At 48.2% G+C, this 25301-nt stretch carries 18 protein-coding genes, 3 tRNA genes and 3 pseudogenes; 10 read left to right on the top strand and 14 right to left on the bottom strand.

Translation table 11 applies throughout. From position 1 onward, the window contains the following. Window positions 1–45: 45 nt before the first annotated feature. The 6 genes from pgsA (at window position 46) to EIP93_RS14380 (ending at window position 3746) form a co-directional block, all read left to right on the top strand. A complete protein-coding gene (gene pgsA / locus EIP93_RS14405) occupies window positions 46–594 on the top strand; it encodes a CDP-diacylglycerol--glycerol-3-phosphate 3-phosphatidyltransferase (RefSeq protein WP_010279374.1) in 549 nt (182 codons plus the stop codon). A 139-nt stretch (window positions 595–733) separates the two neighbouring features. Then, window positions 734–809 (top strand) — tRNA-Gly (locus EIP93_RS14400). A 51-nt stretch (window positions 810–860) separates the two neighbouring features. Further along, a tRNA-Cys gene (locus tag EIP93_RS14395) sits at window positions 861–934 on the top strand. 8 nt (window positions 935–942) lie between these two features. Then, window positions 943–1029: transfer RNA gene (locus tag EIP93_RS14390), tRNA-Leu, on the top strand. A gap of 203 nt (window positions 1030–1232) precedes the next feature. After that, entirely contained in the window at window positions 1233–2483 is a 1251-nt protein-coding gene (locus EIP93_RS14385; RefSeq protein WP_125232892.1) for a tyrosine-type recombinase/integrase, read from the top strand. Window positions 2484–2705: 222 nt separating this feature from the next. Further along, complete coding sequence (locus tag EIP93_RS14380) at window positions 2706–3746, top strand: DUF4917 family protein (protein WP_125232891.1); 1041 nt, start codon at window positions 2706–2708, stop codon at window positions 3744–3746. A gap of 57 nt (window positions 3747–3803) precedes the next feature. Here EIP93_RS14380 and EIP93_RS14375 read toward each other — a convergent pair. Continuing rightward, window positions 3804–4106, bottom strand: a pseudogene (locus tag EIP93_RS14375) (transposase); the annotation flags it as partial. A gap of 117 nt (window positions 4107–4223) precedes the next feature. After that, window positions 4224–4361 carry a type I restriction-modification system subunit M N-terminal domain-containing protein gene (locus EIP93_RS14370; protein ID WP_125232890.1) on the bottom strand — a complete coding sequence of 46 codons (138 nt, stop codon included), beginning with the start codon at window positions 4359–4361 and terminating at the stop codon, window positions 4224–4226. Window positions 4362–4577: 216 nt separating this feature from the next. Between EIP93_RS14370 and EIP93_RS14365 the strand changes: the two are divergent. The 3 genes and pseudogenes from EIP93_RS14365 to EIP93_RS23090 all read left to right on the top strand — a co-directional run. Next, a pseudogene (locus tag EIP93_RS14365) lies at window positions 4578–5421 on the top strand (IS5 family transposase). Between the two features lie 237 nt (window positions 5422–5658). Beyond that, window positions 5659–9177, top strand: coding sequence for an AAA domain-containing protein (locus EIP93_RS14360; protein ID WP_125232889.1), 3519 nt, complete (start codon window positions 5659–5661; stop codon window positions 9175–9177). A gap of 520 nt (window positions 9178–9697) precedes the next feature. Then, window positions 9698–9930, top strand: a pseudogene (locus EIP93_RS23090) (transposase); the annotation flags it as partial. A gap of 96 nt (window positions 9931–10026) precedes the next feature. Here the strand turns inward: EIP93_RS23090 and EIP93_RS14350 are convergent. From EIP93_RS14350 to EIP93_RS14295, 12 genes are all read right to left on the bottom strand, one after another. Further along, window positions 10027–10902, bottom strand: coding sequence for a phosphorothioated DNA-binding restriction endonuclease (locus EIP93_RS14350; RefSeq protein WP_125233346.1), 876 nt, complete (start codon window positions 10900–10902; stop codon window positions 10027–10029). A gap of 88 nt (window positions 10903–10990) precedes the next feature. After that, entirely contained in the window at window positions 10991–11536 is a 546-nt protein-coding gene (locus tag EIP93_RS14345; RefSeq protein WP_125232888.1) for a helix-turn-helix transcriptional regulator, read from the bottom strand. Window positions 11537–11587: 51 nt separating this feature from the next. Continuing rightward, the gene (locus tag EIP93_RS14340) at window positions 11588–13042 is read right to left on the bottom strand and encodes a flagellin N-terminal helical domain-containing protein (RefSeq protein WP_125232887.1); all 1455 of its coding nucleotides are present in this window, start codon (window positions 13040–13042) and stop codon (window positions 11588–11590) included. Between the two features lie 611 nt (window positions 13043–13653). Beyond that, window positions 13654–14091 carry a hypothetical protein gene (locus tag EIP93_RS14335; protein ID WP_039503597.1) on the bottom strand — a complete coding sequence of 146 codons (438 nt, stop codon included), beginning with the start codon at window positions 14089–14091 and terminating at the stop codon, window positions 13654–13656. 15 nt (window positions 14092–14106) lie between these two features. After that, window positions 14107–18381: an RHS repeat-associated core domain-containing protein gene (locus EIP93_RS14330; protein ID WP_125232886.1), complete on the bottom strand. Its 4275-nt coding sequence runs from the start codon at window positions 18379–18381 to the stop codon at window positions 14107–14109. Beyond that, window positions 18374–18817, bottom strand: a complete 444-nt coding sequence (locus EIP93_RS14325) for a DUF1795 domain-containing protein (RefSeq protein ID WP_125232885.1) — start codon at window positions 18815–18817, stop codon at window positions 18374–18376. The genes EIP93_RS14330 and EIP93_RS14325 overlap by 8 nt, the downstream gene beginning before the upstream one ends. A gap of 28 nt (window positions 18818–18845) precedes the next feature. After that, on the bottom strand, window positions 18846–20675 hold the full coding sequence (locus EIP93_RS14320; protein ID WP_125232884.1) for a type VI secretion system Vgr family protein: 1830 nt from the start codon (window positions 20673–20675) through the stop codon (window positions 18846–18848). A 120-nt stretch (window positions 20676–20795) separates the two neighbouring features. Beyond that, window positions 20796–21314, bottom strand: a complete 519-nt coding sequence (locus tag EIP93_RS14315) for an Hcp family type VI secretion system effector (protein WP_039503589.1) — start codon at window positions 21312–21314, stop codon at window positions 20796–20798. Window positions 21315–21563: 249 nt separating this feature from the next. Continuing rightward, window positions 21564–22145 carry a hypothetical protein gene (locus EIP93_RS14310; protein WP_125232883.1) on the bottom strand — a complete coding sequence of 194 codons (582 nt, stop codon included), beginning with the start codon at window positions 22143–22145 and terminating at the stop codon, window positions 21564–21566. Window positions 22146–22300: 155 nt separating this feature from the next. After that, window positions 22301–22723 (bottom strand): putative zinc ribbon protein, encoded by a 423-nt coding sequence (locus tag EIP93_RS14305; RefSeq protein ID WP_125232882.1) that lies wholly within the window; start codon window positions 22721–22723, stop codon window positions 22301–22303. Between the two features lie 92 nt (window positions 22724–22815). Further along, window positions 22816–23028, bottom strand: coding sequence for a helix-turn-helix transcriptional regulator (locus tag EIP93_RS14300; RefSeq protein WP_116166483.1), 213 nt, complete (start codon window positions 23026–23028; stop codon window positions 22816–22818). Window positions 23029–23115: 87 nt separating this feature from the next. Next, on the bottom strand, window positions 23116–23718 hold the full coding sequence (locus tag EIP93_RS14295; protein WP_125232881.1) for a YagK/YfjJ domain-containing protein: 603 nt from the start codon (window positions 23716–23718) through the stop codon (window positions 23116–23118). Between the two features lie 572 nt (window positions 23719–24290). Here EIP93_RS14295 and EIP93_RS14290 point away from each other — a divergent pair. After that, entirely contained in the window at window positions 24291–25217 is a 927-nt protein-coding gene (locus EIP93_RS14290) for a hypothetical protein (protein WP_240040888.1), read from the top strand. Window positions 25218–25301 lie beyond the last annotated feature (84 nt).

Here is a 25301-nt window from a genome sequence, read left to right as displayed (position 1 = left end):
ACATACTCTTAGTATCCACTCCAGCCAGATAGTTACCTAAGCGCTATGCAATTTAATATACCGACGTTGCTTACCCTGTTTCGTGTTGCTCTTATTCCGTTTTTCGTGCTGGCGTTTTATCTTCCATTCGTCTGGGCACCACTGCTCTGCGCGTTGATTTTCGTGTTTGCTGCCGTGACGGATTGGTTTGATGGTTTCCTTGCCCGCCGCTGGAAACAGACCACGCGTTTTGGTGCCTTCCTCGATCCTGTTGCGGATAAAGTGATGGTGGCTGTCGCGCTGGTGCTGGTTGCGGAATACTATCATTCTTGGTGGATTACGCTGCCTGCAGCGACAATGATCGCGCGAGAAATCATTATTTCGGCATTGCGAGAGTGGATGGCTGAAATTGGCAAGAGAAGTAGCGTTGCCGTGTCGTGGATAGGGAAGGTTAAAACCACGGCCCAGATGATGGCGCTTTTTGCTTTGCTATGGCGCCCGGAACGCATTGTTGAAGGCGTTGGTGTTGTGGCGTTGTACATCGCGGCTGTGCTGACTTTCTGGTCCATGTTTCAATATTTGAACGCAGCTCGACACGATCTGCTTGAACCTTGATCGAAGCGCCGTAAAAACCAGCAAACGAACGCGGTTGCTTGATAATTTTATTGACTCACTGCGTCATGTCAGTAGAATGCACCGCATCAACAGCAACGCTGGTTTGTAAGAAGTTAAGAGAATCAGCGAGTTCTGTGTTGCGGGAATAGCTCAGTTGGTAGAGCACGACCTTGCCAAGGTCGGGGTCGCGAGTTCGAGTCTCGTTTCCCGCTCCAATTTAAAACATCGGCAGTTGCGGATGTTGGTCACTAAGACCTGAATATTTTGGCGCGTTAACAAAGCGGTTATGTAGCGGATTGCAAATCCGTCTAGTCCGGTTCGACTCCGGAACGCGCCTCCAATATTTAAGCCCGGGTGGTGAAATCGGTAGACACAAGGGATTTAAAATCCCTCGGCGTTCGCGCTGTGCGGGTTCAAGTCCCGCCCCGGGCACCATTGATAAATCAATAGACGTCAACCGACGTCTATTTTTTTGCCTAAAACCCACGATTTTACTGGCTTTCCCTTCATTCCATACTCTTCCTACGTCAATACAATTCAACTGACATCAACTTGCTTGTGCGGGTACAATTGCGGGTATACTTCAGTATGGTAAATCCTTGTACCCTCAATAACGCATTTATTGAAGGAAAAGCATTATGGCACTCACGGACATCAAGGTACGTTCAGCAAAACCGGAAGAGAAGCCTTATAAACTTACCGATGGAAACGGTATGTTTCTTCTGGTTCATACCAACGGGTCCAAATATTGGCGCTTACGCTATCGTTCGGATGGCAAAGAAAAGACGCTGGCGCTAGGTGTTTACCCGGAGGTTTCCCTTTCTGAAGCGCGTCAGAAACGCGATGAGGCACGAAAACTTATTGCTGCTGGCGTTGATCCCAACGAGCATAAAAAAGCAGTCAAAACGCAACAACAAGATGATGAGCAAACCTTCGAGGCTGTGGCTCGCGCTTGGCATACTGATAATAAGAAGTGGTCGGAATCCCATGCTGAACGTATCCTGAAAAGTCTCAGCGACAATATTTTCCCCGCTATCGGTAGCAAACACATCTCAGATCTGAAAACACGCGACTTGCTGACACCGATTAAAAGCGTCGAACGCTCTGGACGCTTAGAAGTGGCTAAACGCCTAAAACAACGCGTGACTGCCATTATGACCTATGCCGTACAAAACGGCCTGATTGACTATAACCCGGCGCAAGATATGGCAGGGGCAATTATGCCAGGCAAAGTTGAACATCGCCCGGCATTAGAGCTTGAACGCTTGCCTGAACTTCTTGGCCGGATTGACGGTTACAAAGGTCGTGAATTTACCAAGTGGGTTATTAACCTCTCCCTACTGATTTTCATTCGTTCCAGCGAACTCCGTTTTGCCCGCTGGCCGGAAATCGACTTCGAGCGTGCTTTGTGGACGATTCCCCCAGAACGTGAACCAATCCCAGGAGTGAAATTCTCCGAACGCGGTTCAAAAATGCACACGCCACACCTTGTGCCCCTAAGCCGTCAGGCACTGGATATCCTTAAAAAGATCAGGGAGGTGAGCGGGCATTGTGAGCTGGTTTTCATTGGCGATCACTCATCACGAAAACCTATCAGTGAGGGAACGGTAAACAAAGCGCTGCAAACTATGTGCTACAACACTAAAACGGAAGTGTGCGGTCACGGCTTTCGCACCATGGCCTGTAGTTCGTTAATTGAGTCAGGGTTGTGGTCTAGAGATGCGGTAGAGCGGCAGATGAGTCACCAGGAACGTAACGGTGTTCGCGCTGCGTACATTCATAAAGCGGAGCATCTGGACGAACGTAAACTGATGTTGCAGTGGTGGGCGGATTTTCTGGATGCGAATCGGGAGAAAATGGTGAGTCCATTTGACTTCGCTAAAAAGTAGCATTATAAATGCTGAGATAGTTTTGACGATTTATCTCGGCATTTTTAGTTGTGCGTATTTTATTATTTAGTTTTATCAAACATGTATTAATCATTGAAAGTGGTTTATCCCTATAACTGTGATGAAATTTACAGATATTTTCTCATTATCTCTTTAGTCTTAGTGTTCTGGTTCGTAATGAATACATCTAAGTATAAATATTTTTAAGAAATTAGGAGTTAAATGGAAATGATGAGTTTTGATGAAGTGATTACGTATTTACATAAGCAGTCCCGGCCATATTCCCTACTTATGGGGAATGGTTTTAGTATGGCCTATGATAATAAGATCTTTTCATATAATGCCCTCTACAATTTTTTGACGTCAAGAGATGATGAATTAATAAATAAACTTTTTGATGTGATAAAAACTAAAAATTTTGAATTAGTAATGCAGCAATTAGACACAACATTAGCCTTATTAAAGGCTTTTGGCTCTGATGATAAGTTGCAGGGTGATATTATTTTAGCAAGCAAAAAATTGAAAGACGGCTTGCTAAACTCGATACACCAACTTCATCCCGAGCATGTATATAAAATTCCAGAGAAAAAGATAATTGCTTGTGCTGAATTCTTAAATTTATTTATTAAAAGCGGTGGGCATATTTTCTCTACGAATTATGATATGTTATTATATTGGGCTCTTATGCGAAATCATGTCGAAAATGCTATCGATGGCTTTGGTCGAGAGATTGAAAATCTTGATGAGGTGCTTCGTGGAGAAACGCCAGAGTATTCTGATCTTGTTTGGGGGCCAAATATAGAGAACCAGAATGTTCATTATTTACATGGTGCTTTACATATTTTTGACTCTGGGGTTGATATTGAGAAGGAACAATATGATCAAAGTAATTTTCTATTAGAGAAGATTAAAAAAAGACTTGATAGAGGAAGTTATCCAATCTTTGTAACGGCCGGGAATGGAGATGAAAAACTTAGTCATATTAGGCACAATAGATATCTATCACATTGTTTTGATAAATTATCATCATTAGATGGCTCTTTGATTACTTTTGGTTTTAACTTTGGTGAATATGATGAGCATATCATTGAAGCGATCAACAAAGCCACTCATGCTCAAAATAAAATCCCACCAAAATTATGGAGTGTTTATATTGGGGTTTATTCTGATAATGATGAGGAACATATTCGTTCAATACAATCAAAATTCCACGCGAAAGTGAAAATTTTTGATGCAAAAACAGTCAATGTTTGGGGCGTTTAATTGAAATGCTGTAACGTATTTCGAGCCTGTCCATAATTCTGTGTAATTGCCACCGTATTAAAGGTGATCGCTCAGGCGGTCACCGAACTCGATAATAAAACGGCTCATTGCCAGCCGCCAGTTCTGGATCGGCATACTCCATTTTTTCGAGGCCGACTGTATCGCCAGATAAATCACTTTACGTACCGAATCATCTGTCGGGAACGCCTTACGTTTCTTTATCGCCTGCCTAATCACACTGTTCAGCGACTCGATGGCATTGGTGGTGTAGATAGCCTTGCGGATATCCGGCGGGTAGCCAAAGAACGTGTTGAGATTTTCCCAGTGCGCACGCCAGCTTTTGCTGATTTGGGGGTATTCGGTAAGTGTCAAGGTAGTTGGCACCCCCGGTTGATTTAGGCTGCCTGTTTTTCCCGTTCTGGATTCAGCATTACCTTGCCTACCTGACGCCAGTTTCGTGTTCTGCCAGACCAGCGTTCAGGCCGTTGCGCTTTTGCCTTTTGGCATAGGTAAAATCACATCGCGGTATTTACCACGAACGTACACATCGCGTAAGCAATCATCGGCAATGTTCCAAATAAAAGAGATAAGCTTGTTGTGTACACTGTGATCCATTTTTCTTCCTAATCACTGCTCATTTTATATCTAAATGAAGAGCTTAACTTGGCCTGCATGACTGCTGGTATGTTCACACAAACGTACAAGCAGCCAAAGATAGTTTCGAGTCGCCCCAGTTTAACCAAGTACGCTCCTTAGTCCAGTCCTAACCTAGGCTGTGTCCCTTAATCACCTGAGCTATAGTAACTACTTGTTCCCACAACACATTGAACTATGGCCCGATACGATCTTCCCGATGAAGCATGGAGCATCATCCAGCCCTTGCTGCCTGCTGAACCCACATCCCCACGGGCCGGACGCCCATGGGCTGAGCATCGTAAAATCATTAACGGTATGTTCTGGGTGTTGTGTTCTGGCGCACCCTGGCGCGATTTACCTGAGCGATATGGTTCGTGGAAAACGCTTTATAATCGCTTTAACCGGTGGTCAAAATCGGGTGTTATTAACATTATTTTCAACAGGTTACTTTCGTTACTTGATGCAAACGGCCTTGTTGACTGGTCTGCCACGGCGCTGGATAGCAGCAATATCCGCGCGCTGAAATGTGCTGCCGGCGCTCAAAAAAACATATCGATATCACCGCAGATAATGGGCTGGGTCGCTCTCGCGGTGGTTTTGGCACCAAAATCCATCTGGCGACAGACGCAGGCGGTCTGCCGTTAAACATTGTACTGAGTCCCGGACAGGCTCACGAAAGCCAGTTCGCATTACGCCTGCTGGATGGTATTGGTGTTCAGCGTCAGAACGGCAGTATGAAACGTCGTGGTCATGCGGTGCTGGCTGATAAGGCTTACTCGGGACATGCACTTCGCAATGAGCTGAAACGAAAAGGGATAAAAGTGGTTATCCCCCGAAAATCTAATGAAAAATGGCATCGGATGGGCGTTCACAACTCGACCGTGATGCCTACCGAAATCGCAACGTTGTTGAGCGGTGTTTTGGCCGCTTGAAAGAATACCGTCGCATCGCTACTCGTTACGATAAAACGGCGAGAAATTATCTGTCGATGGTGAAACTGGGCTGCATCCGGCTCTTTTACAAGAAGTTATGCAATTAAGGGACACAGCCTAGTATGGAAAGATGGTGTTAGCGGACAGCTTGATATTCATGTTGTATCACCATAATAAATGGCTTCTGCCTCGGTTGTTTTAACAGCTTCAGGGCAATGGACAATTTTATGTTCCTCCCAGCACAAACAAATTCTTGCGATCGCACTCGCATCGTGGACAATGTTTAATCATGGAGAATTTTATATCAGCGAAATCAATAATTTCATTAAGTCACAGGATGGGGAATGGACAGTAACACTCAGGGATTCACTTCATACTGGCGTAATACCTTAGCTGATGCTGAGTCTGGAAAAGGGGCATTTGAGCGTAAAGATGAAGAGTCATTCACTCAATGGATGAATATCGATCAGGGAAGGTTGAGTGAAGAGATCGTGCCATTATTTTTCGATGGCGAAGACGATCAGATTAAGACCGTCGAGGTGCTGTTACGGCCGCAGGTATGGATCCGCCAGTTAAAGCATGACAAGGAACGCACGGCGGGCGCACCAGGTATAGTTACGCCTCTTGTTACTTCTGCACTATTGAACCGTGAAGGCTTTTTGTTCCCCACATCTCCTGCCACCATCCCCCGTGATCTGCTTGAACCGCTCCCCAAAGGTACCTTTTCTATTGGTGAAATGGAGGAATATGACAAATACAAAACCACCAATGATTCAGTCACTTTTGGTCCTGCTGATGAAGGTGAACAGCATGAGGAAACAGACGAACAACGGGCGGAGCGCCATGCTCGCTATAAGCAGTTGTGGCAGAAATACCTTAAAGAGACAAATGCACTTTTAAAAAGTGTGGCCGGGAAATGGCTAGATTCACCAGAGCAATATGAACCGGCTAGATATGGCTATGTTATTAAAGCCAAACAGCTTGGTGGTGCAAGCATTCATATCTTGCCTATGTACGATCATCTGCTGTCGTGCAAAAAAGAGGTTCCATTACTGGCGCGCTTTGCATCAAAAGAGAAGCCTCCTATTGAGCCGCTCCTTGCCAGTAATGTCATGTTCAGTGAGCATCTGGGGCATTCTGGCGATAAATTCCCCCTGGCTGTCGCACAGCGCGATGCTCTTAGCCATTATCTCACTCAGCAGCCGGGCGATATTCTTGCCGTAAACGGTCCTCCGGGAACCGGGAAAACGACTCTGGTTCTCTCAATCATTGCTACCGAGTGGGCGAGGGCGGCGCTTAACAAAACCGAGCCGCCAGTGGTGATTGCGACATCAACCAACAATCAGGCCGTTACCAACATTATCGAGGCCTTCGGTAAAGATTTTGCTACTGGCACCGGGCCCATGGCGGGGCGTTGGCTACCTGATGTGAAAAGCTTTGGTGCTTACTTCCCTTCTTCGGGCCGAAGGGCCGAGGCAGTAAAAAAATACCAGACGGAAGACTTTTTTAACCGTGTTGAATCCCTTGAATATATAGAAGATGCACAGTTCTTCTTCCTTGAAAAGGCAAGGGCGGCTTTTCCGATTGAGGAATGTCGTTCCCCTGAACACGTTTTGGATCTCTTGCATAAGCGCTTAGTTGAACTCTTTACAGAGCTTGAGCAAATCGAGCCTGCGTGGGACAGGCTAACAGCAATCCGTCAGGAGCGGCGTGCCATCAGCGACGATCTTAACCAGTATATTCAGGATAAAAGAACGTTACTGCTCAATAGCACAAATGAAATATCCCTATTAACGCAGGGCAAAAAACAGTGGCAGCAATATCGAGCCGGTGAGTCGATCATGTTTGCACTATTCTCCTGGCTCCCCGCTGTTCGTACTAAGCGTCACTATCAAATGAAGCTGTTTTTGGAGGCTACGTTTGGCGCAAGAATGACAGCATTCCAGGACTCTCTGCCTGATGGAATTGATGCCTTTATCGATGGCCTGATTGCACAAGCGCTTAAAGAGCAGGCTGAGTTCCAGCAGCAAATTGATCTTGCTGAGGGCATTTCCCGATGTGAAAGCGAAGCATCCATACGATGGCGGGAGATTACCCATTCGCTGGGGAACGTAGGTGAGGCGGAGCTGAGTCTGAGAGAGGCCGATGAGCTTGCCGATACACAGATCCGTTTCCCTGCGTTTTTGCTGGCGACGCATTACTGGGAAGGTCGGTGGCTGATGGATATGGCGGCCATCGATAATCTTCAAAAAGAAAAAGGTCTCAGAGGGGCGAAAGCAATTAAAGCCCGCTGGCTGCGTAGAATGAAGCTCACCCCTTGTGTAGTGATGACCTGCTTTATGCTCCCTCATCATATGCTCATCAGGGAACATGTCGGTGGGAAGAAGTTCGATGATAGCTATTTATATAACTTCGCCGATTTGCTGATCGTCGATGAAGCGGGGCAGGTGCTACCTGAGGTTGCAGCAGCATCCTTCGCACTGGCAAAAAAAGCATTAGTGATTGGCGATACAGAACAGATTGCGCCTATCTGGAACAGCCTGCCAGGAATTGATATTGGCAATATGGTTGAGGAGAACCTCCTTCCTGGAGGTAGTACGCAAGAGGAACTCGCTGAAGCTTATGTACTGATGTGTGACTCAGGAAAAAGTGCTGCATCTGGCAGTGCCATGAAGGTTGCACAGTTTAACTCGCGCTACCAGTACGATTCGCACCTGGCGCGGGGAATGTACCTGTACGAACACCGTCGTTGCTTCGATAACATCATTGATTTCTGTAATATCCTCTGCTACCACGGTAAGTTGCAACCCAAACGAGGGGAAGAAAAAGGGACGATATTTCCGTCAATGGGCTATTTGCATATTGATGGTAAAGGTATGCAGGCCAACGGTGGAAGTCGTTATAACACCTTTGAAGCTGAGACGATAGCAGCATGGCTTGCGGATCACAAAGAAGAAATTGAGCGCTATTACGATAAGCCCTTACATCAATTAGTCGGAGTTGTGACGCCATTTTCGGCGCAGGTCAGCACGATTAAATCGTCATTACGTAAGCTGGATATTAATTGTAATGGTGATGAACATTCGCTGACAGTGGGTACTGTTCATTCATTGCAGGGGGCGGAAAGGGCAATTGTACTTTTCTCTCCGGTCTATTCGAAGCATGAAGATGGTGGATTTATCGACAGCGACAGCAGCGTGCTGAACGTCGCAGTTTCTCGTGCTAAAGATAGTTTCCTGGTTTTTGGTGATATGGACCTATTTGAGATCCAGCCAGGCTCTTCGCCGAGAGGGTTGCTGGCAAAATACCTGTTTGCGTCCACCAGCAATGCCTTGCAGTTTGAGTACAAAGAACGCCAGGATCTTAGTACAGCGCAAACGCAGATCTCTACCTTGCATGGTGTTGAGCAGCATGATGCGTTTCTGAACCAGACTTTTGACGCTATCGGTAAGAGTATTACCATTGTTTCTCCTTGGCTAACTTGGCAAAAGTTGGAACAAACCGGTTTTCTTGCATCGATGGCCCAGGCACGCGCTCGTGGTATCGACATTATTGTGGTAACGGACAAAAGTTTTAATACCGAGGATGCCGATTATGAAAAGCGTAAAGAGAAACAGCGGCGCTTAAATGATGCTATGGAAAAACTCAATGAGATGGGCATCGTGATGAAGCTTGTCAATCGTGTTCACAGTAAAATTGTGATTGGTGACGAAGGGCTGTTGTGCATAGGGTCGTTTAACTGGTTCAGTGCGGCCAGGGATGAGAAGTTTAAGCGATACGATACATCAATGGTATATCGTGGCAAAAACTTAAAAGGTGAAATTAAAACTATATATAACAGTTTGGAGCAACGTGAATTCTAATTCAGGATCATCATTTTAGAGAATTAAGGTTCTGTGTCATTCCAGTCATCTGTTCAGAAAAATGAATGACACAGGTCCTAGCCTTTCGATTTCGATAAAACTCACCAGTCCAGCCAAGCATTGGCCGGAAAAAATGGCATATTAATATTATTAATGAAATAGTTAACCAGAATCAGTTCTGGCCACCGAACTCGACTCATAGCTGGTTCAGGATGTGGACGCGAACCGTAAAAATGGTTCCGACAAGAAGATTACCAAAGCCACAATAGGCAGTCGAACCTGCTACGCAGCATGACTGTAACGGCAATTTTGAGTCTCAACTGGTTAAGTGGTTCTAGGCTACGCAGTCAGAGGAGATTAAGCAGAAAATTATCAGTCTGTTCACGCAAAGAATGAATTACGCCAGCATCAGTCAGGATGTCTAAAATTTACACGATTTCAGTATCGTAACCGCTACGATTAGCGACGCCACCGACAAGATTATCCCTATCTCTGAATTCAAATAGTGGCAGTTGCGCCTATTCGCAAGGCTATTCACACGACTAACACCATTGAGTCGGTTCACTAGGAATTTTGCAAATTGACGAAAATCAAAGGTACCTTCCCTACGAGAATAGCATATTAAAGCGGCTTTATCTGGAATTGGCGAATGAGCAGGTGAAGTGGACAATGCCTATCCAGAACTGGAATTTAACATTGTCGCAGTTAGCTATCTATTTTGACTGGCGACTGGATAACGTTATTACGTTGTAATCTTTTTACCGTGGCATAGCATTTTGAATGCTCTCAACTGGTTTGCAGCCAAGCAATTTTTAATCTCTCGGTATTATTTTCCTGATAGTAAGCAACTCAGAGACCTTTAAAAACCTGCCCACGATGCCACTCAATAAACCTATCAAGTGGGTAATACTCCCGCTTTTTAGGCAGAAACAGCGGCTTTCCCTCAAAATCCCAGAATAGCCTTTCGACGATCTTGCTGCCGTTCACTCCTTCAGAAACCATCAACTTCATACTGTCATCAATACCGATAACACCAATATCAAACGCAGAATGATGTACTGAGCACAAGGCTAATCCGTTGGTCACGGTGCAAGGGCCACCGTATTGCTTCCATTTGATGTGTGCGGCTTCCAGGCCGACAGGCGTTGTATCGTGTCGTAAATCATAACCGCAGACCGCACAGCGGTATTGATATGCACGTAGTACCGTTTGACGGAAATGAGGATCGCGATACTTGCGTACATCGTCTAGCGATAGTTCCAGACGGTTGGCAATCACTTCCTGAACACTTTCAGGAAAATGCTCGCTTAAAATCTGCTGAGCCAGTTTATCGATAAGTTGAGGTTGTTTGCATAATAGTTGATAGCTGACTTCATCAAATCCCCCCATGACACCGTGCTGAATCAGCTCACGATTTGGCGGCTCTTTACTTCCTTTCTGCGGTGAACAATGTTCGTCGTTCTGCAACTGCCAAAAGCCATCTCCCTTCAGCCGCCAGAAAGGCATTTCAGGGTAATGAGCACGCCGCTGTGGCCCAAAGCTGTTCAAAAGTGCCAAGAGCTGCGGACGGATTTCGTCGCCATAGTGAAACAGGCGCGGGTGTCCTTGTTGATAGGCCGATAGAACATAAAGCAGCAACAATGGCTTATGAGGCGCACGTTGATCGCCTTTACGCCATATAGACATATTGGAAATTGCTGTTTGAAGTTCCTGAGCAGATGGCATACGCAACACGGGCTGAAAGGGAATATATTGCAATAATGCTCGCAAAATCAGTGGGATTCAAGTCTCCAGTTGCTCTCAGAATGTTACCTCACGCCACCTTATCAACGTAGATAACCCTGTGATGCTCGGCGTGAGTGATACTTTGCATATGTGAGATTCTGGCGATGAGTAAAAAGGTGAGCAGGTCCTTTATGCCATATTTTCTGTAGATATTGTTTTTCATATTGTTGGCGGTTTTATGGGTTATAACCATCTTCTTTGCGATGGTTTTTATTGCCATTCCGTCCAGCCAATAGCCGAAGAATATTTTCTCATTCGGTGATAACGATATCGTCTTGCCTTTTATTTCCCTGAATGATGATAGGGCAGAGATCACTTTTTTAATCGTGCTCATCGGTGCGTGCTTTGATAACAGTAATACCTTTTTAGCCACCATCATCGGTGCATGTTTGCGGTTGTTCAGAATAATGATGAATGTCCGGTGTTCGGCGGTAATGATGTGAGTCAATAGTGTTGTGTCGATACCGTGTTCAATATCAACAACAGTGATTGGCACATTACCGTTATCCCTATTTCCCAGACAGGTAAACGCCGCCGTGGTGAAAGGGCAGCGGCTGAATATTTCAATGCTCATGGCGATCGCGATTCGATAGAAAAATAGCAACGTGATGTTTATGGTGGCGCATCATCCCTGTAACAGCTTTAATACGTTTCCCGACTGCTGATTGGCTTGTGACAATACAGCCATAGAAGCTTGTTGTAGGATCTGGGATTTTGTCATCACGGAAACCTCAATGGCATAATCCGCATCCAATATGCGTGAGCGGGCGGTAGCGATGGCAACCTTCTCCTGTGACAGTACGGCAGTGACGGATTCAAAACGGTTCATCTGGCTGCCATATTCACTGCGGTAACCGTCCATAGTTTTCAGTGCGTTATCGAATGTGGCTAATGCCGCTCTGGCCTGTTCAGGTGTACCCAGCGTGACAGAGGAAAGCCCCAGCGACTGGCTGTCTGCTGGCGTTGGGTTGATAGTGACCGTTTGCAATTGATCACCGAAACTCGCCCCGACGACAAACGTCGTTTCTTTGCTGGTTGGTACTGAAGGCGGTAGTGGCGGGGCAGGCTCTGTCGGTGTGGGAAGTTCATCCCAGCTTGCACTGCTATTAAATACGCCGCTGCCAACCACAATGACAATCAGATCTTCTGTCACCTCATCAATGTGAATTTTTTCCAGTCGGTTTGCTGCCCCCACATTCCCATCGTTAAATCCCCCGGTGTTGGCATCTTCAAAACGGTCGCCATCACCGCTGTAGGTGATGGTCATACCCTGATAAGTGGTCTGTGCCCCTGTGTTGATATTGTATTCCCCGGCTTGCCGTAGCGAATCTGCCGAGTAGGTGGCTCCAGGTAAAAAGCCGTTATCTTGCGTAATCACGGCGATATTCATGGTGCTTTCGTCTGTCACACCGTTTGCTGACCAGACGATATCGGCGTCTGTGCCTTCTGCGGGTGTACCGGCCAGATGCCTGCCATCTCGCGCGAATAGCTGGATATCATCATCGGCGCTTAATGAGTCGATGGTGATAGTGATATTTTTTGCGCCAGCAGGAATGTAAGCCAGCGAAATTACCCCGGAGGGAAATTGATGATTGATATTGGGGACGGGAAACTTTTCAGCCAGTGGTAAGGTTTCTCCCAATTTAGCAGGCTGAGGGCCCGGTTCAGCAGGAGCCAGCGGATAGCGGCCAAAGATCTGTGTCGACGAAGCGATGCGGTCGATCTCTTCCCTGATTTGTTGATATTCGCCGTTCAGGCTGGCCTGATCGGTATCTGACAACGTGCCGTTTGCCGCCTGCACCGCGAGTTGCCTGCCACGTTGTAGCAGATTATTGATGGCATTAAGCCCGCTCTCGGCCGTTTGCATCAGGCTGAGGCCGTCTTTCATTCCGTTGGTGATGACGTTGTTGGCATTCAGATCAGCGGTCATCCGGTTGGCAATCGCCTGACCAGCGGCATCATCCTTCGCACCATTGATGCGCAGACCCGATGAAAGCCGTTCAATCGCCTGGCTCAACCGGGTGGCCGATTTATCCTGTTGATTCCGTATCGTTAAATGAAGAGAGGTAATCGGGGTCATTGCGCACCAGTCCTGATTTGGCAGAAATAACGGGATGCCTTTTATCTGCTGATTATTGATTTACCGGACAAAAGGCAATAGTCAGCCCTTCCCGATAATGGGAATAAAAACAGATAAAACATTACGTTATGGTTATTCTCGGCAATAGCTTATCGACGCTGACGATCAAAAGATAATCGTTTTGATAGATCGATGCGATCGTATCGATCGGCGTTACCGATCAAAAGCGCTCTGAATCAGTGTTCACGTAACGGCATGAAAATTAAACGGGTTGGTGGTCTGCCCAGTAATCTTTAGACCGAATAGGCGTACCATTCATCATTCTTAACGGCTGCCTGCTAAAAGAGTCGGGATTTATGGCCGGGATACCGACCGCCGTGCTGGTTGAGTGGGGGAGATTGGTGATTGATACGGGGATTAGCCTCTAGCCTGTCCCAATGGTACCCATACCTGTGGGCGGTAGCTCGGTTGAGCCACCTGCCTGCGTATTAAAAAAGACAGATTTACTAAAAAAATTTGACTGGTCAAAAAACAAATCTGCCATTTTTCATTTAGTAATCACGATATTTACGGAATAAGAAATTCTATGCCATTTGAATTTTACAGAAACTTCAATTCTTCGACATTTTATTCAAATAAAAATCAAGATATTTTTTAGGTCGGTCCTGAAAAGCTCTTTTCTTTCCGTAGCTATACGCATCATGAAAATGTTTATAAGCCATATCATATTCTTCTAACTCATAGCAAACCATCCCAAGATCAATTAACGGAGCTGTATCTATATCCGACCCTCTGGTTTGCAACGCAATCTCTGCCCACTTTTTAGCCTCATGAAAATCCTCCATATCGAAATATGCACTATATATACACGCAGAAATCCAACTGGCAATTTCCCAATCTAGCTTTGGTTCAGGGAGTAATTTCCAAGCTTCATTATATTCTTCTAATGCCTGTCCATAAGATTTTTCATCATGAAGATGATTACCTTTTTCGACTACCGATACTATTAATTCCTCTAACTCTTGACTTACATCAGAAAGAATCTTCATTACGCACCTATTTAATCATAGAAAGTATTGCGAGATTTCCGCAGGCCCAATAAAATCACTTGGATTTCTATATCTATCAGGTAGGCTTGCACCCTGAGAACGGTTATGTCCAAAATACTCTAACTCATAGTTTTTGGGGTCTCGCATAAAGGCTCTAACCTCTTTAGATTTCGCCCCATAGTACCCACCCTTTTGATTCCAATATTTAACAGCATCAGTTAAATGAGCCATATCAGCATCCTGAATACGATACCACTTACTATCAGTTGAGCTTTTAAATTGCATCCTATCACCTGAACCACGAATGCGACCTTCTCCACGCATTCGCTCAATAACAGCTCGCCCTGTTTTAGTCTTTTTACCAGGTGTTCTTCCCATATAAGTAAGACGGCAAGATGCCAACCCAAACGGATCAACCCAACAGGTCGGATTCTGGACGTAACCGTAGTTATTCTCGCCGCCCGCTATTCCTATAGGGTCTGGCGAGATATAACCACCACCACTTGGTTCATAATACCGAAATCTGTTATAGCACAAGCCACTTTCCGCGTCACGGTATTGACCGGCAAAGGCCAGTTCCGGATCGAGATTTTCAGTATTATCTGTATAGCGCTGGCCCCATAAATTGGTGCGTGGAGCCTGCCAGCGCAGCTCACCTTGCTGGTTAAATATGGCCTGCGGTTCGCCGTTATGGCCGCTGGTGACAAAGCCCGTCTCCCAGCTACCGTCTGTATTTTGGCGTTGCTGAACCAGCAGTTCCCAGCCGTTATGCACCCAGTGGCGACGGCTGATAAGCTGGTCGTCACGATGGTGGCGCACTTCGGCAATCTGGTCGCCATCCCACAGGTAGCGGAGTTCGTCCTGCGTTTGCTCACAGCGCTTGCCAATGCGTCGTCCGAACGGGTCGTAACGGTAGGACCAGCGCTCTCCTGTCGGCGTGTCCACCACCCTGAGCTGGTTGCGGCTGTCCCAGCGGTAGTGCCACACCTGTGGTCGATAGCCCGGCTGCACCACCTGTTTGCGTATCAGCCTTCCGGCCTTGTCGTACTGGTAGTGAGTGTTGTCCTGTTGGGTCAGGCGTCCGGCCTGCCATTCGGTCAGCCTTGTCGCGTCCTGCGGCAGCCCGCTACGGGTGTAGCAGTATTGCTCTTCTGTGTTGACGGTACGTCCTGCGCCGCCGCTCAGTACTGACAGCACGCGCCCGCTGGCATCGAGTCGATAGCCTGCCGCCTCGCGGTTGCGTCGGGTACCGGTCAGGTTGCCTGTGCCGTCGTAGAGGTATTCGCGGGTCTGCACTGGTTGCAGGTGACCGTCCACTGTCTGGCCGCTCATTTCCCGCGTCAGCCAGCCCATAGCATCGTATTCACGGTGCTGAGTAAAGCCACTATTGCTCTGGCGGATAGATTCACGACCAGCGGCATCATGAACCAGCGTCAGCTCCGCACCGTCCGGTAACATGACCTGGCGCAGTTCACCCGTTGCACGGTGATGGAAGGTACTGGTGAGCGCCGCGCTGTCTTCTTCACCTTCCCATGTCAGTGTCCGAGTCACCGTGCGTACAGTATCGTCAAACAGTCGGGTGATAAGTGTGCCGTTCAGCCACTCTCGCACTACTCGATCACGGAGGTCATATTCCAACTGGATATGGCTGGTAGCAGACGTCACGTCGATAAGCCTGCCTGCCGCATCGTAGCAGTAGTGCAGCATATCGTCTGGTGCCGTTTCTTTTATCAGTAATCCACGCCCATCGTGCAGGAAGTGACGGGTTTCCCCTTCGCCGTTACGAACGGTGATGCAGTGACCGTCTTCGTCATAGCCGTAGTGGGTCTCCGTACCCGCCATGTCCCGTTCGCGGATAACCCGCGCATCGGCATCCAGCCACCACTGCCACTGGTTACCGTCCGGTGCCGTGACGCACACCAACTGCTGGCTTTCCTTGTCGTACTCGTACTGCCAGGTGCGACCTGCTGCGTCAGTACGTGACGTTAATAAATCAAACGCGCCGTAGGTTTGTCGCCACACCGCACCGTTACCGTCGGTATAGTTCAGCAGGTTGTTGTGTTTATCGTACTGGCGCTGCTCCTGCTTGTCGTCCGGACGCAGTAGTTGCTCCGGTAGCTTCCAGCTTGCACGGCGATAACCCAGCCGATAGGTTGAGCCATCCGGGCGCGTCCAGGTGGTCAGTCTGTCCTGCTGGTCATAACGTAGTTGCTGGGTACGGGACTCCGCATCCGTGGCGCCCAACAGGCGTTGACGGTGGTCGTAAAACAGGCTGGCCTGTACCTGACCGTTATGATCGCTGACTTCAGTCAGCAGGCCGTAGCGATTCCAGGCAAAGTGCACTTCGCTGTTGTCCGGTCCGGTCAGGCTCTGCGGGTTGCCCTTGCTGTCGTACTGCCATGCCCAGTTGCGCCCGAGTGGGTCAGTAATACCGATAAGCCGCTCATGGTCGTCGTAGGCGTACTGCCATTGGTGGCCGCTGCCGTCGGTGAAGGTGCTGACCAGCCCGGTATCATCCAGATAGGCAAATTCCACCACCCGGCCCGCCGGGGAGATTTCCCGCAGCAGGTTACCCACATCGTCATACTCATAGCGGGTGATATGGCCGAGCGGGGATGTCTCCCACGCCATCAGGTGCAGGTCATTGAAGCCATATTCACTGCGTTGGCCTAGCCCGTCGGTCATCACCACCCGGTCGGCCAGATACTCAAACTTCGCCGTCAGGTAGCCGTCGGCACAAGTGGTGTAGACGCATCTGCCCTGATGGTCATACTCATAACGCGCCCAGGTTTTGTCGTTGTCGTGCCAGCGAGTCAGACGATGATGGCTGTCATACTCGTAGAACAGGTGATAAGCATGGGCTGCATCCGCCTCAGCCAGTCGGCCTTGTTCATCCTGCCGGTATTCGGCCAGCACGGTTTTCTGACCGCCATCGATGCGCTGCACCTGACGCAGGAATTCACCCTGCCACACCAGCAGCAGCTCGATGCCGTCGCTGTGCTGTATCTTGCGCAGGTAGCCTTTGGGGTCGCGGAGAAAGTCGATTCGGTTCTGGTGATTGTCGGTGATGGTTGACAACAGCAACTGGTCATCCTGTTTGGCGGTAAAGGCACGCCAGGTCTGGCTGTCGCGGTGCCAGAGATGAAAACCGTTATGCCGCCGCAGCAGCTTGAATTCGGGGTATTCGGCGCAGTACACCACAGTGGAACCGAGCCCGAAGGTGAAATCAATGTCATAGCCCTGTGCCAGAGTGATAGTGACATGGGTGTCGCCCTCATCCTGACTGACGGTAGCAACCTCACTCCAGCTATCCTGCCAGCCATGGCCTACTAATCCGGCATGTGAAGAGGCGGTACGGTAAGTGCGTTCAAACACCAGCGGGATAGTCTGCCCCAGTTCGATATCGGTGCGGTTTTCAATCACCTCACCGCTGGCGATATACACCGGGTCTTTCTTGAAGGCTTTGGCCGCTTGTGTCACCCGCGCCCGGCCCTTGTTCGCCTTAAATGCACGAGTGGCACAGCGTGTCTTTTGCCTGAGACGCTTACCCGCCCAGAGTGCCCCGGCGCCCAGTCCTTTCATCACGGCCTTAGGGCCGCGAAAGAATAACTTCCCCAACCCGCGAAACAGGCCACGGGTCGGCGGCACCAGAAATTCTACCGCAATCAGCAGCGCTTTCTGCCAGCCGCTGAACTCGTCCTGTATCTCCAGTACAGTAGCCTGACCGGAGCCAAAGAACACCGTCGATGCCCCATCCTTGATGGTGGCACCACACACGGTTTTATCACCAATCCGCGCCGCCGGATGACCGTTCACAAAGACGGTTTCGCTGCCCTGCGCAATCAGTTGCGGACCGTTGTGTTTGGTGCAGAGAACGACATCAACTTCAGCACGGGAAACCGGACTCCCTTCCACCGACACATTCGGTGAGCCGCTATCCACTTTCCCCGCAGGCGGTGAGGCACTGTCCACCATGGCGGATACGCGCCCACTGACCGCCGATATCAGGCTTCCTGCCCCCAACACCGCCAGCCCACCGACCACGGCAATCGCCAGTCCACCGGTGACGCCCACCAGGGCAACGGCCACCGCCGCGACCGCGGCAGCAACCAGCGCCCCGGCAACGGCACCGAGCAGCGCCCCCAGAAAGCTGCTGTGTTTGATAGGCTTGCCCGGCGAGGTCGGCGGCGAGCCGCTACCAGGTGTCGGTAAGTCCGATGGCAGCGTGGGCCGATTGCCCGCGTGCATAGCGCCGACACGCGCAATACGGGCCAGAATGTCATCACGCATCGCCGCTCTCCATCCCCTCCGATGTGGCAGGCTCAGCAGCGTTGAAGGTCTCGATCACCGCCAATAATGCTTTTTTACGATCATCACTCAGCACGTCAGCGGCGGTAATGGTGAACGTCAGCAGCAGGTCGCCACGTACCTGCATCACCACCACCTGATGCATCTGGCCCTCCGGTGACTGCCAGGTGTATTCCAGCGCCGGGGCTGGCGCGCCCGACAGTGTCAGATCCCAGGATTGCACTTCCTTATAACCATTGAGATGGGTAGAAAACTGCTCCAGCGTTTTCTGATACACCCCATCTGGCGTCTGACCGGATTCGGTCGGGGTGCGGTTAACTACCAGGTTAGTGGTTTCATCCGGCAAGACAAAAACGTGCAGGGATTCATCGCGCCACTGCGCAGGAATAGCCAGCGTGCCTTCGTTCATCTGGTACATGTTCACGTGTCCTTGTTGTTCTTGTTATTCAGTTCAGGTCGATTTGCTGGCCGTTGATGACAATGTGGGTACCCTTGATGTTGATGACCCCGTCCGCGCCGATACCAATAAACCCCTTGTCCGTGGCTATCAGGATGTCCCCCTTCTGCGACTGGATGGCAATGTTGTTTTTCACCTGAAGGCTGTCGTTGTCATCCACGACCGTGTTGCGGTTTTTGGTCACGGCGATACTCTGCTGCCCCTGGATTTCAGTGGACTGGTCTTTCACTACCGATACCGCCTGATTGCCCCCGACGCTTTCAGTGTGGTCAGCGGTCACGGTAGTGCTACGGTTATTCAGCACCACGGTGTTCATGTCTTTCTGGGCATGGATAAACACCTCTTCCTGACCGGCCTGGTCTTCAAAGCGCAGCTCATTGAAACCTGAGCCCTTGTGCGTTGAGGTGCGGATTGAAGTACGCGTTTTGTTTGCAGGTAATGGGTACGGTGACGGATTGGTGGCATGAAAAGTTCTGCCCGTCACGATAGGCTGGTCAGGGTCGCCTTCGAGGAAGCTGACAATAACCTCATGGCCGATACGCGGGATGGCTATCAGGCCGTACTGACCACCGGCCCAGCCCTGGCTAACGCGTACCCAGCAGGAGCTCTGATCATTACTGGAGCCGTAACGGTCCCAAGGGAATTGCAGTTTTATTCTGCCATATTCGTCACAGTAGATTTCCTCACCTGCGGGGCCAACCACGGTGGCGATTTGCGGGCCATCGACCATCGGTTTGTACGGCAGGTCGGCACGCCAGGTGCTTTTGGCGCTGATGACCTCGAAGCTGTTGCTGTAGGTAGTCGGTTCGCCGCCGCTTTCTTCTTCCAGCGCCTGCGGTTGCTGCCCGCTGTGGGTGATGGCAACCAGTTGCCAGCCGCTGTTGAGTGCCGGATTGGGGTGTTCGGTGAGGGTAAAGCTGCTGCCCGGCATCAACATCGCGGCATTGGATTCGCCGGAGCCAGTCATGGCACCCGCCCTTAACGCATCCAGTCGGTAGCCGGTAAAGGCCTTGCCGCTCGGGTCTTGTTTAAAGCGCCCGGGGTAATCATAGTGCTGATAACTTTCGCGCTGGTGCGCCAGCTCGCCACTCATCTTGCTGTGCAGCAGGCCATACGCCGGGGTTTTGAAGCTGTAATCCTTGAGCGCGACTTCGGCGGTGCTGACGGCTTCGGCGTAGCGGAAACGTCTGACATACTCGCCTTCACTCAGCCCCTGCGTGGCGAGGTTGAAGAACAGCTCCGGGCCTTTGCTAAGCGCTCCGGCATCATCGGCAAAGACGACGCGGTGCTTGCCTTCTTCAAACTCATGGAAGAAGTACATCCCTTCTTCCGCTGCCAGACGGGTGACAAACGCCAAATCACTTTCACGGTACTGTACGCAGTATTCGCGCGGGGCGTGCTCGTGACGCAGCGCAAAGGCATAATCGGTAATACCAGACTCTTCCAGCAACGTACCGATAATGACCTCCGGCTTTTGCGCCTGAAAGATACGGGCATTGGTACGCAGCCCCAATCGCCACAGTGCCGGGCGAACCTCTGCCTGATAGCGGGTTCGGCGAAAACCGGTGTCGCCCTGCGCGAAGGCACTGATAATGCCGCTCACGCGCCTCTGGAGTTCGCCTTCATACCACACCAGCAGCTCACAGGGCTGGTCGAGCACAGCGCTAAAATCGATATCCGGCAAGGCACTCGCCAGATTCAGCGACAGGGCAAACGGCTGGTTAAGTGCCTCGCTGAGCTGAAAATCCACCACGGCAAAGGTTGAGGCAGGCAATGCACCGACCTTTACCGTGAACTGTAATCCTGTACTGTTTGCCACGTTTATTCCCTCGTTTCCCGTGATGAAAACCGTGTTGTCTGCACTCAGGTCTGGGAGAATCAGACCTCAGGGCAGTACACGCAGAAAACCCGGGACAAGCCCAGGTTGAATACAACAGAATTACGCTTCGACAGGTGCACGCCAGTCATCAGAGCCAGAGGTACCGGCAACGGTGTGTTCCCAGTCGATTTTGCGGTAAGCCAGCGACACTTCGATTAACTGGGTGTAGTCCAGTTTGGACGGGTCCTGGCAGTGTGGCATTTTGCAGTCGATATCTACGATGGTGGCATCGGTCAGCACGGTAGAGAAGAAGTGCTCCTGCTTACCTTCTACAGACGTGCGATACCACTTCAGCGTTACGCTCGGCAGCATTTCGCCAGACGCCAGGGCGTTGTACATCAGCGGAACCGCTTTGTTCAGCGCGACGGTGAATTTGAACGGTTTGTGGACACGCTGACCAGACGGCTGACCAGACTGTGGGTCGGTCGGTACGGTGACCACGTGCTTGAATTCCTGTACCAGCATTTCATCTTCGTGGCCTTCCACATAGATGTTGCCGACAGAATCGGACGTGAAAGCACCTGCGGTGATATTGCCCTGCGTTTTACCTTCGATGCTGATATAGCATGGAGTTGGCATAGTCTTGCTCCTTGTTGTTGAACGTGATGAGTAACTTCACGTCCCGTATAGCAATCCGTATGCCAATTTTTATCTAATTGTTTTTACTAAATAATCACTTAATCCAAATTTTCCCTAAGTCAAATTTGAGCAAGAAGTTGCGCAGAATGCGCATTTGTTCTGAAAGTTTTCGTTAGAGGTGTGAGATAACCGTCTACTTGAAAGGTGTTGTCGATGAATGGCACTGAGAATCTCATAAATTCATCAATATCAAGCAGGGTAATAATCTCTCCAGTAACCAAAGCAGGCGAAGAAAACGTATTCGTCAATCACAGCCCGGCGTGTTGGCCGAGTGCGCAGGCGGGTGTTAATCCACACCTGAACCTGTCTGTCGGTTTTATCTGCCAATGATGCCCATTCACGATAAGACAGGCCGTCAAGTAGCTCAGACCAGCACAGTAGCGTTAACGTTTCCTGAACCCCAGTATCGTTTTCCCGATCAAATAGTCTTTGAAGGGTGTAACCCAATTCATCCAGATGTAGTCGGTCACATTCGCTGATCAGAATACCGTTCAGCATAGGGTATCGGCGAAGATAGCGAACAGCCTTCACTGGCAGAATAGCTCTGCTACCAGCTTCAATACGTGATACATCTGATTGCTGCATTAGTCTCGCGGGAATAATCAGATGCGCTTTACGCTGGCCAGGCAGAGACACTGTCGTCAGACTCAACTGATGGAAGGCATGAATTTTTCTCGTACTGATACCCTGACGGATGGCGTACGTTGTACTGTCATCAAGATGACTCTGGTACTTATCCAGCAATGTAGATAGCGTCGTGTTACGTGTCATTTGGAAAATGTCTCCAATATGCGGAATAACAGACAGCCGATGTTCTCCGGAGAAGTCGGATGACAGCCTGTTATCCAGGGAAAATGAAATAAGGAGGAGGGGATACGGCGCTGTTTCGGTCTGAAATGATGGGAGAGATAACGCGTCTGGATTATCTATTCCTGATGATCTTCTTCCTCGGATTCATGTCCCTTCTTCCTGGCGACAACACTGTAGATACCGTCTTTACATGTTGGGCAGAGTTTCTTACCGGTATAGTCTTTTTTGCACAGTACGCAATACCAGCTTTTCGGTTTAGGGAGAACGTAACTGGCAAAGACCTGCTCCCGTAATTTTTTAATCCTTTCCTCTTCTTTCTCTTCGGGGTCTCGATAGGGACATGCCATCAGTTTTTTTGAACTTATATTGAGCAGGTCATGCTCAAACCAGGCCCTTTCATGTTGAGAACCTTTATGCAGGATTAACGTGCAGCCACAGGATGTACACGTCCAGTGACCTTGAGGCAGGCGGCTAGCCTCGGTCGAACTAACAAAACGATTTTTGGCGTTATTAGCCAGATAGCATTTTAGAAAGCGCATAAATTGGTTCCATTTCTGGCGACAAGGAGTGCGTGCGTAGAGATTGTTCTATCGCTGTTAGCAGGAAAATAAGTAGGGTTGAGAAAGTGTGGCTACTGGCGAGATTGGTCGATACGTTGCTGTAACCAGATTTCGACTTCACTTTGCAGCCATCGGGAACTGCGGCCCAGCTTAATCGGCCTCGGAAACTCACCCAGTTGAATCAGTTTGTAAAACCATTTGTCGGTTAATCCGGTCAACTGCGTGATAAATGACATATCCACGAACTGGTCTCTAAGAAGGCGGTAATCGGTTGTGGTGCTCATCGTTTTTTCTCCTCTGGTGAATGGAGAAGGAGCCGGAAAAATAAAATTGGTGAACTCCTTCAAATGATTCACCAGCGGAGTAATTTTTTACAAATGAGAGCGGCGTTTGTTTCTGTTGCGTCCTCCACTTTTACATTGGGAAGGAATATCGCTGCACTGAAAAATAATTCTGTCTGTCTTCTGAACCTTTTTACTGAGATAACTCAGAATATATAGCATGTCGTCTCGACCAGTATTGTTGTCCCAGGAGGTAACGCGCTCACCCTGTACGTCATAATATTTCCGGGGGTTACACCAATGCGTATAACCCGCATCATCGGTAATATCATCCCAGAGTTCAGCTACAGAAAGAAACGTATTCCATGTCTTACGGTGTTTCTGACCGTTAAGGTAAAATGCTGCATGGATATGAAAGCCATGAAATTCGGTATATTCCAGTACCCACACGTACCCTACAAGTCCTTTTATATTCAAGCTTTGTTGGAGTAACTTAACCATGTCCCCTACAATGGTATTTTTATCTGAGTGCTTAAATTCGTAACTCGTTTTAATGTACGCGAAGTCTACGCGCAACATCAGTAACTTTGAGTAACGCAGGAACAACATCTCCTGATGTGCTCTAAGTTTTTGGTTCAGATGCATGTCATGCTGATAGTTTGGATTGATGCTTTTACACTGACGTTTTTTCATGATGTCTATTCCGGTAGGTTTATCTCATGATAATTATTCAGTGCGTTAATTTTTAACGATAAACGGAGTATGACTGATGGGTTGTTTTTATATTAACACATCCGATTTTGGATATTTTTAATAATTCGACTAGTAACTAAGCGAAAAGTGTTATTATTTATCTAACAGTGATGACTGAATTTATTAAATTGAATTTATTAAATAATACTTTATTCCTTAATGAATCACATCAGCGACGAATCACCCTCATGTCATGAGGCCGGTTCATATCCATTCTTCCATAAATCAATCAAACAGTACTAAATTATCACATTCAATAAGTTCATTGTAAATCTATAACTATTTGATTTTATGTTTTTTACTTAAAATAAAATTGTATGATATCTGTTATGAATCACGCATGAATAACCTGAAAAACACGACTATACGCATCAGTAATTCGTAAGAAAAGATGCCTTTTTCATGCTTTTAGATAGCCTGATTTTAGCTTCATGAATCATGGTTTTTTGATGATGTTTGTAGTAGTTTCATTAAAAAATGAAGACACCAGCAATGGAGGGTAGGAGATGAGTATGCATATTGAAGTTAAGTCCATCAGGGAGGGGGTTTATCTTCTCTGGCGCCTGGATCTTTTGGATGAGGCTCGACAATTTGCATTGGGGGGCAAGAGGGACCTTCTCCGATGCAATAGTGTTATTAATAACAGCATTGATCGGATGTTAAGAGATAACGATGGCGATATGGATATTGTTCGGAGGGTTATCAGGTATCAGGAACGATACAAAAATCGTTTCATTGATGAATCTTCGGTAACATGGATTGCACATGATAAAAATGCCTGTGTTTATTTTTGGCTATTCATTTTCAGAAAATTCACCTGTCAAAATACCCTTTTAGATGAAATTACTCGCTATTCTCGACGTCTTTATCGTCGAGATAGAAATAAACATAAAATCATTCGTGACGAACTCCCTCTTCGTACCCCAGATACTGCCGAACAATGTTTGATCGCTGGGTTATATATTTTGGATATTCTTCCATTATATCTTGGCGATCTACAGGATATCCTCGATGAAATCCGGAAGGAATACTCTCGTATAAGGAGCAGTATCAAAGATGAGTTCTCCTGGTTTTCTGAAGCAGAATCTGTTCATACCGAATGGGTATGGGAACAATTAAATAAAAATAATTATTTATTAAGTGATTTTGGCTCCTCGGAAATTAGCCGGAACATTAAGTTTCGTGCCATCCCTTTTATTTACTACTTATGGAATGAGCGCAGAGATACAAAGACGCTTTTTCTAAATACGTTGCGCAAACGCTATGCAAATATGAAGCATCGTAAGAAAGTTGCCACCAAAGCACCAGTAAATATTCGTATTTCTGAAAGTTCTAAAAAAACGCTGGTAAAACTTGAGAAGCGTTTTAACCGTAACAGGGCTGATGTGATCGAATTTCTGATAGAAAAAGCATGGGTAGAACTGAATCAGAAAAACTAAAAAAATCTCAGTTATATATCACCTCATTGGATTACCACCTATTTCAATTCATCAGGCCATCCATCCCGGATGGCCTTTTTCATT

The sequence above is a fragment of the Pectobacterium versatile genome (assembly GCF_003932035.1).
Lineage (GTDB): Bacteria > Pseudomonadota > Gammaproteobacteria > Enterobacterales > Enterobacteriaceae > Pectobacterium > Pectobacterium versatile.
This window is presented reverse-complemented; position numbering and strand designations above follow the sequence as displayed.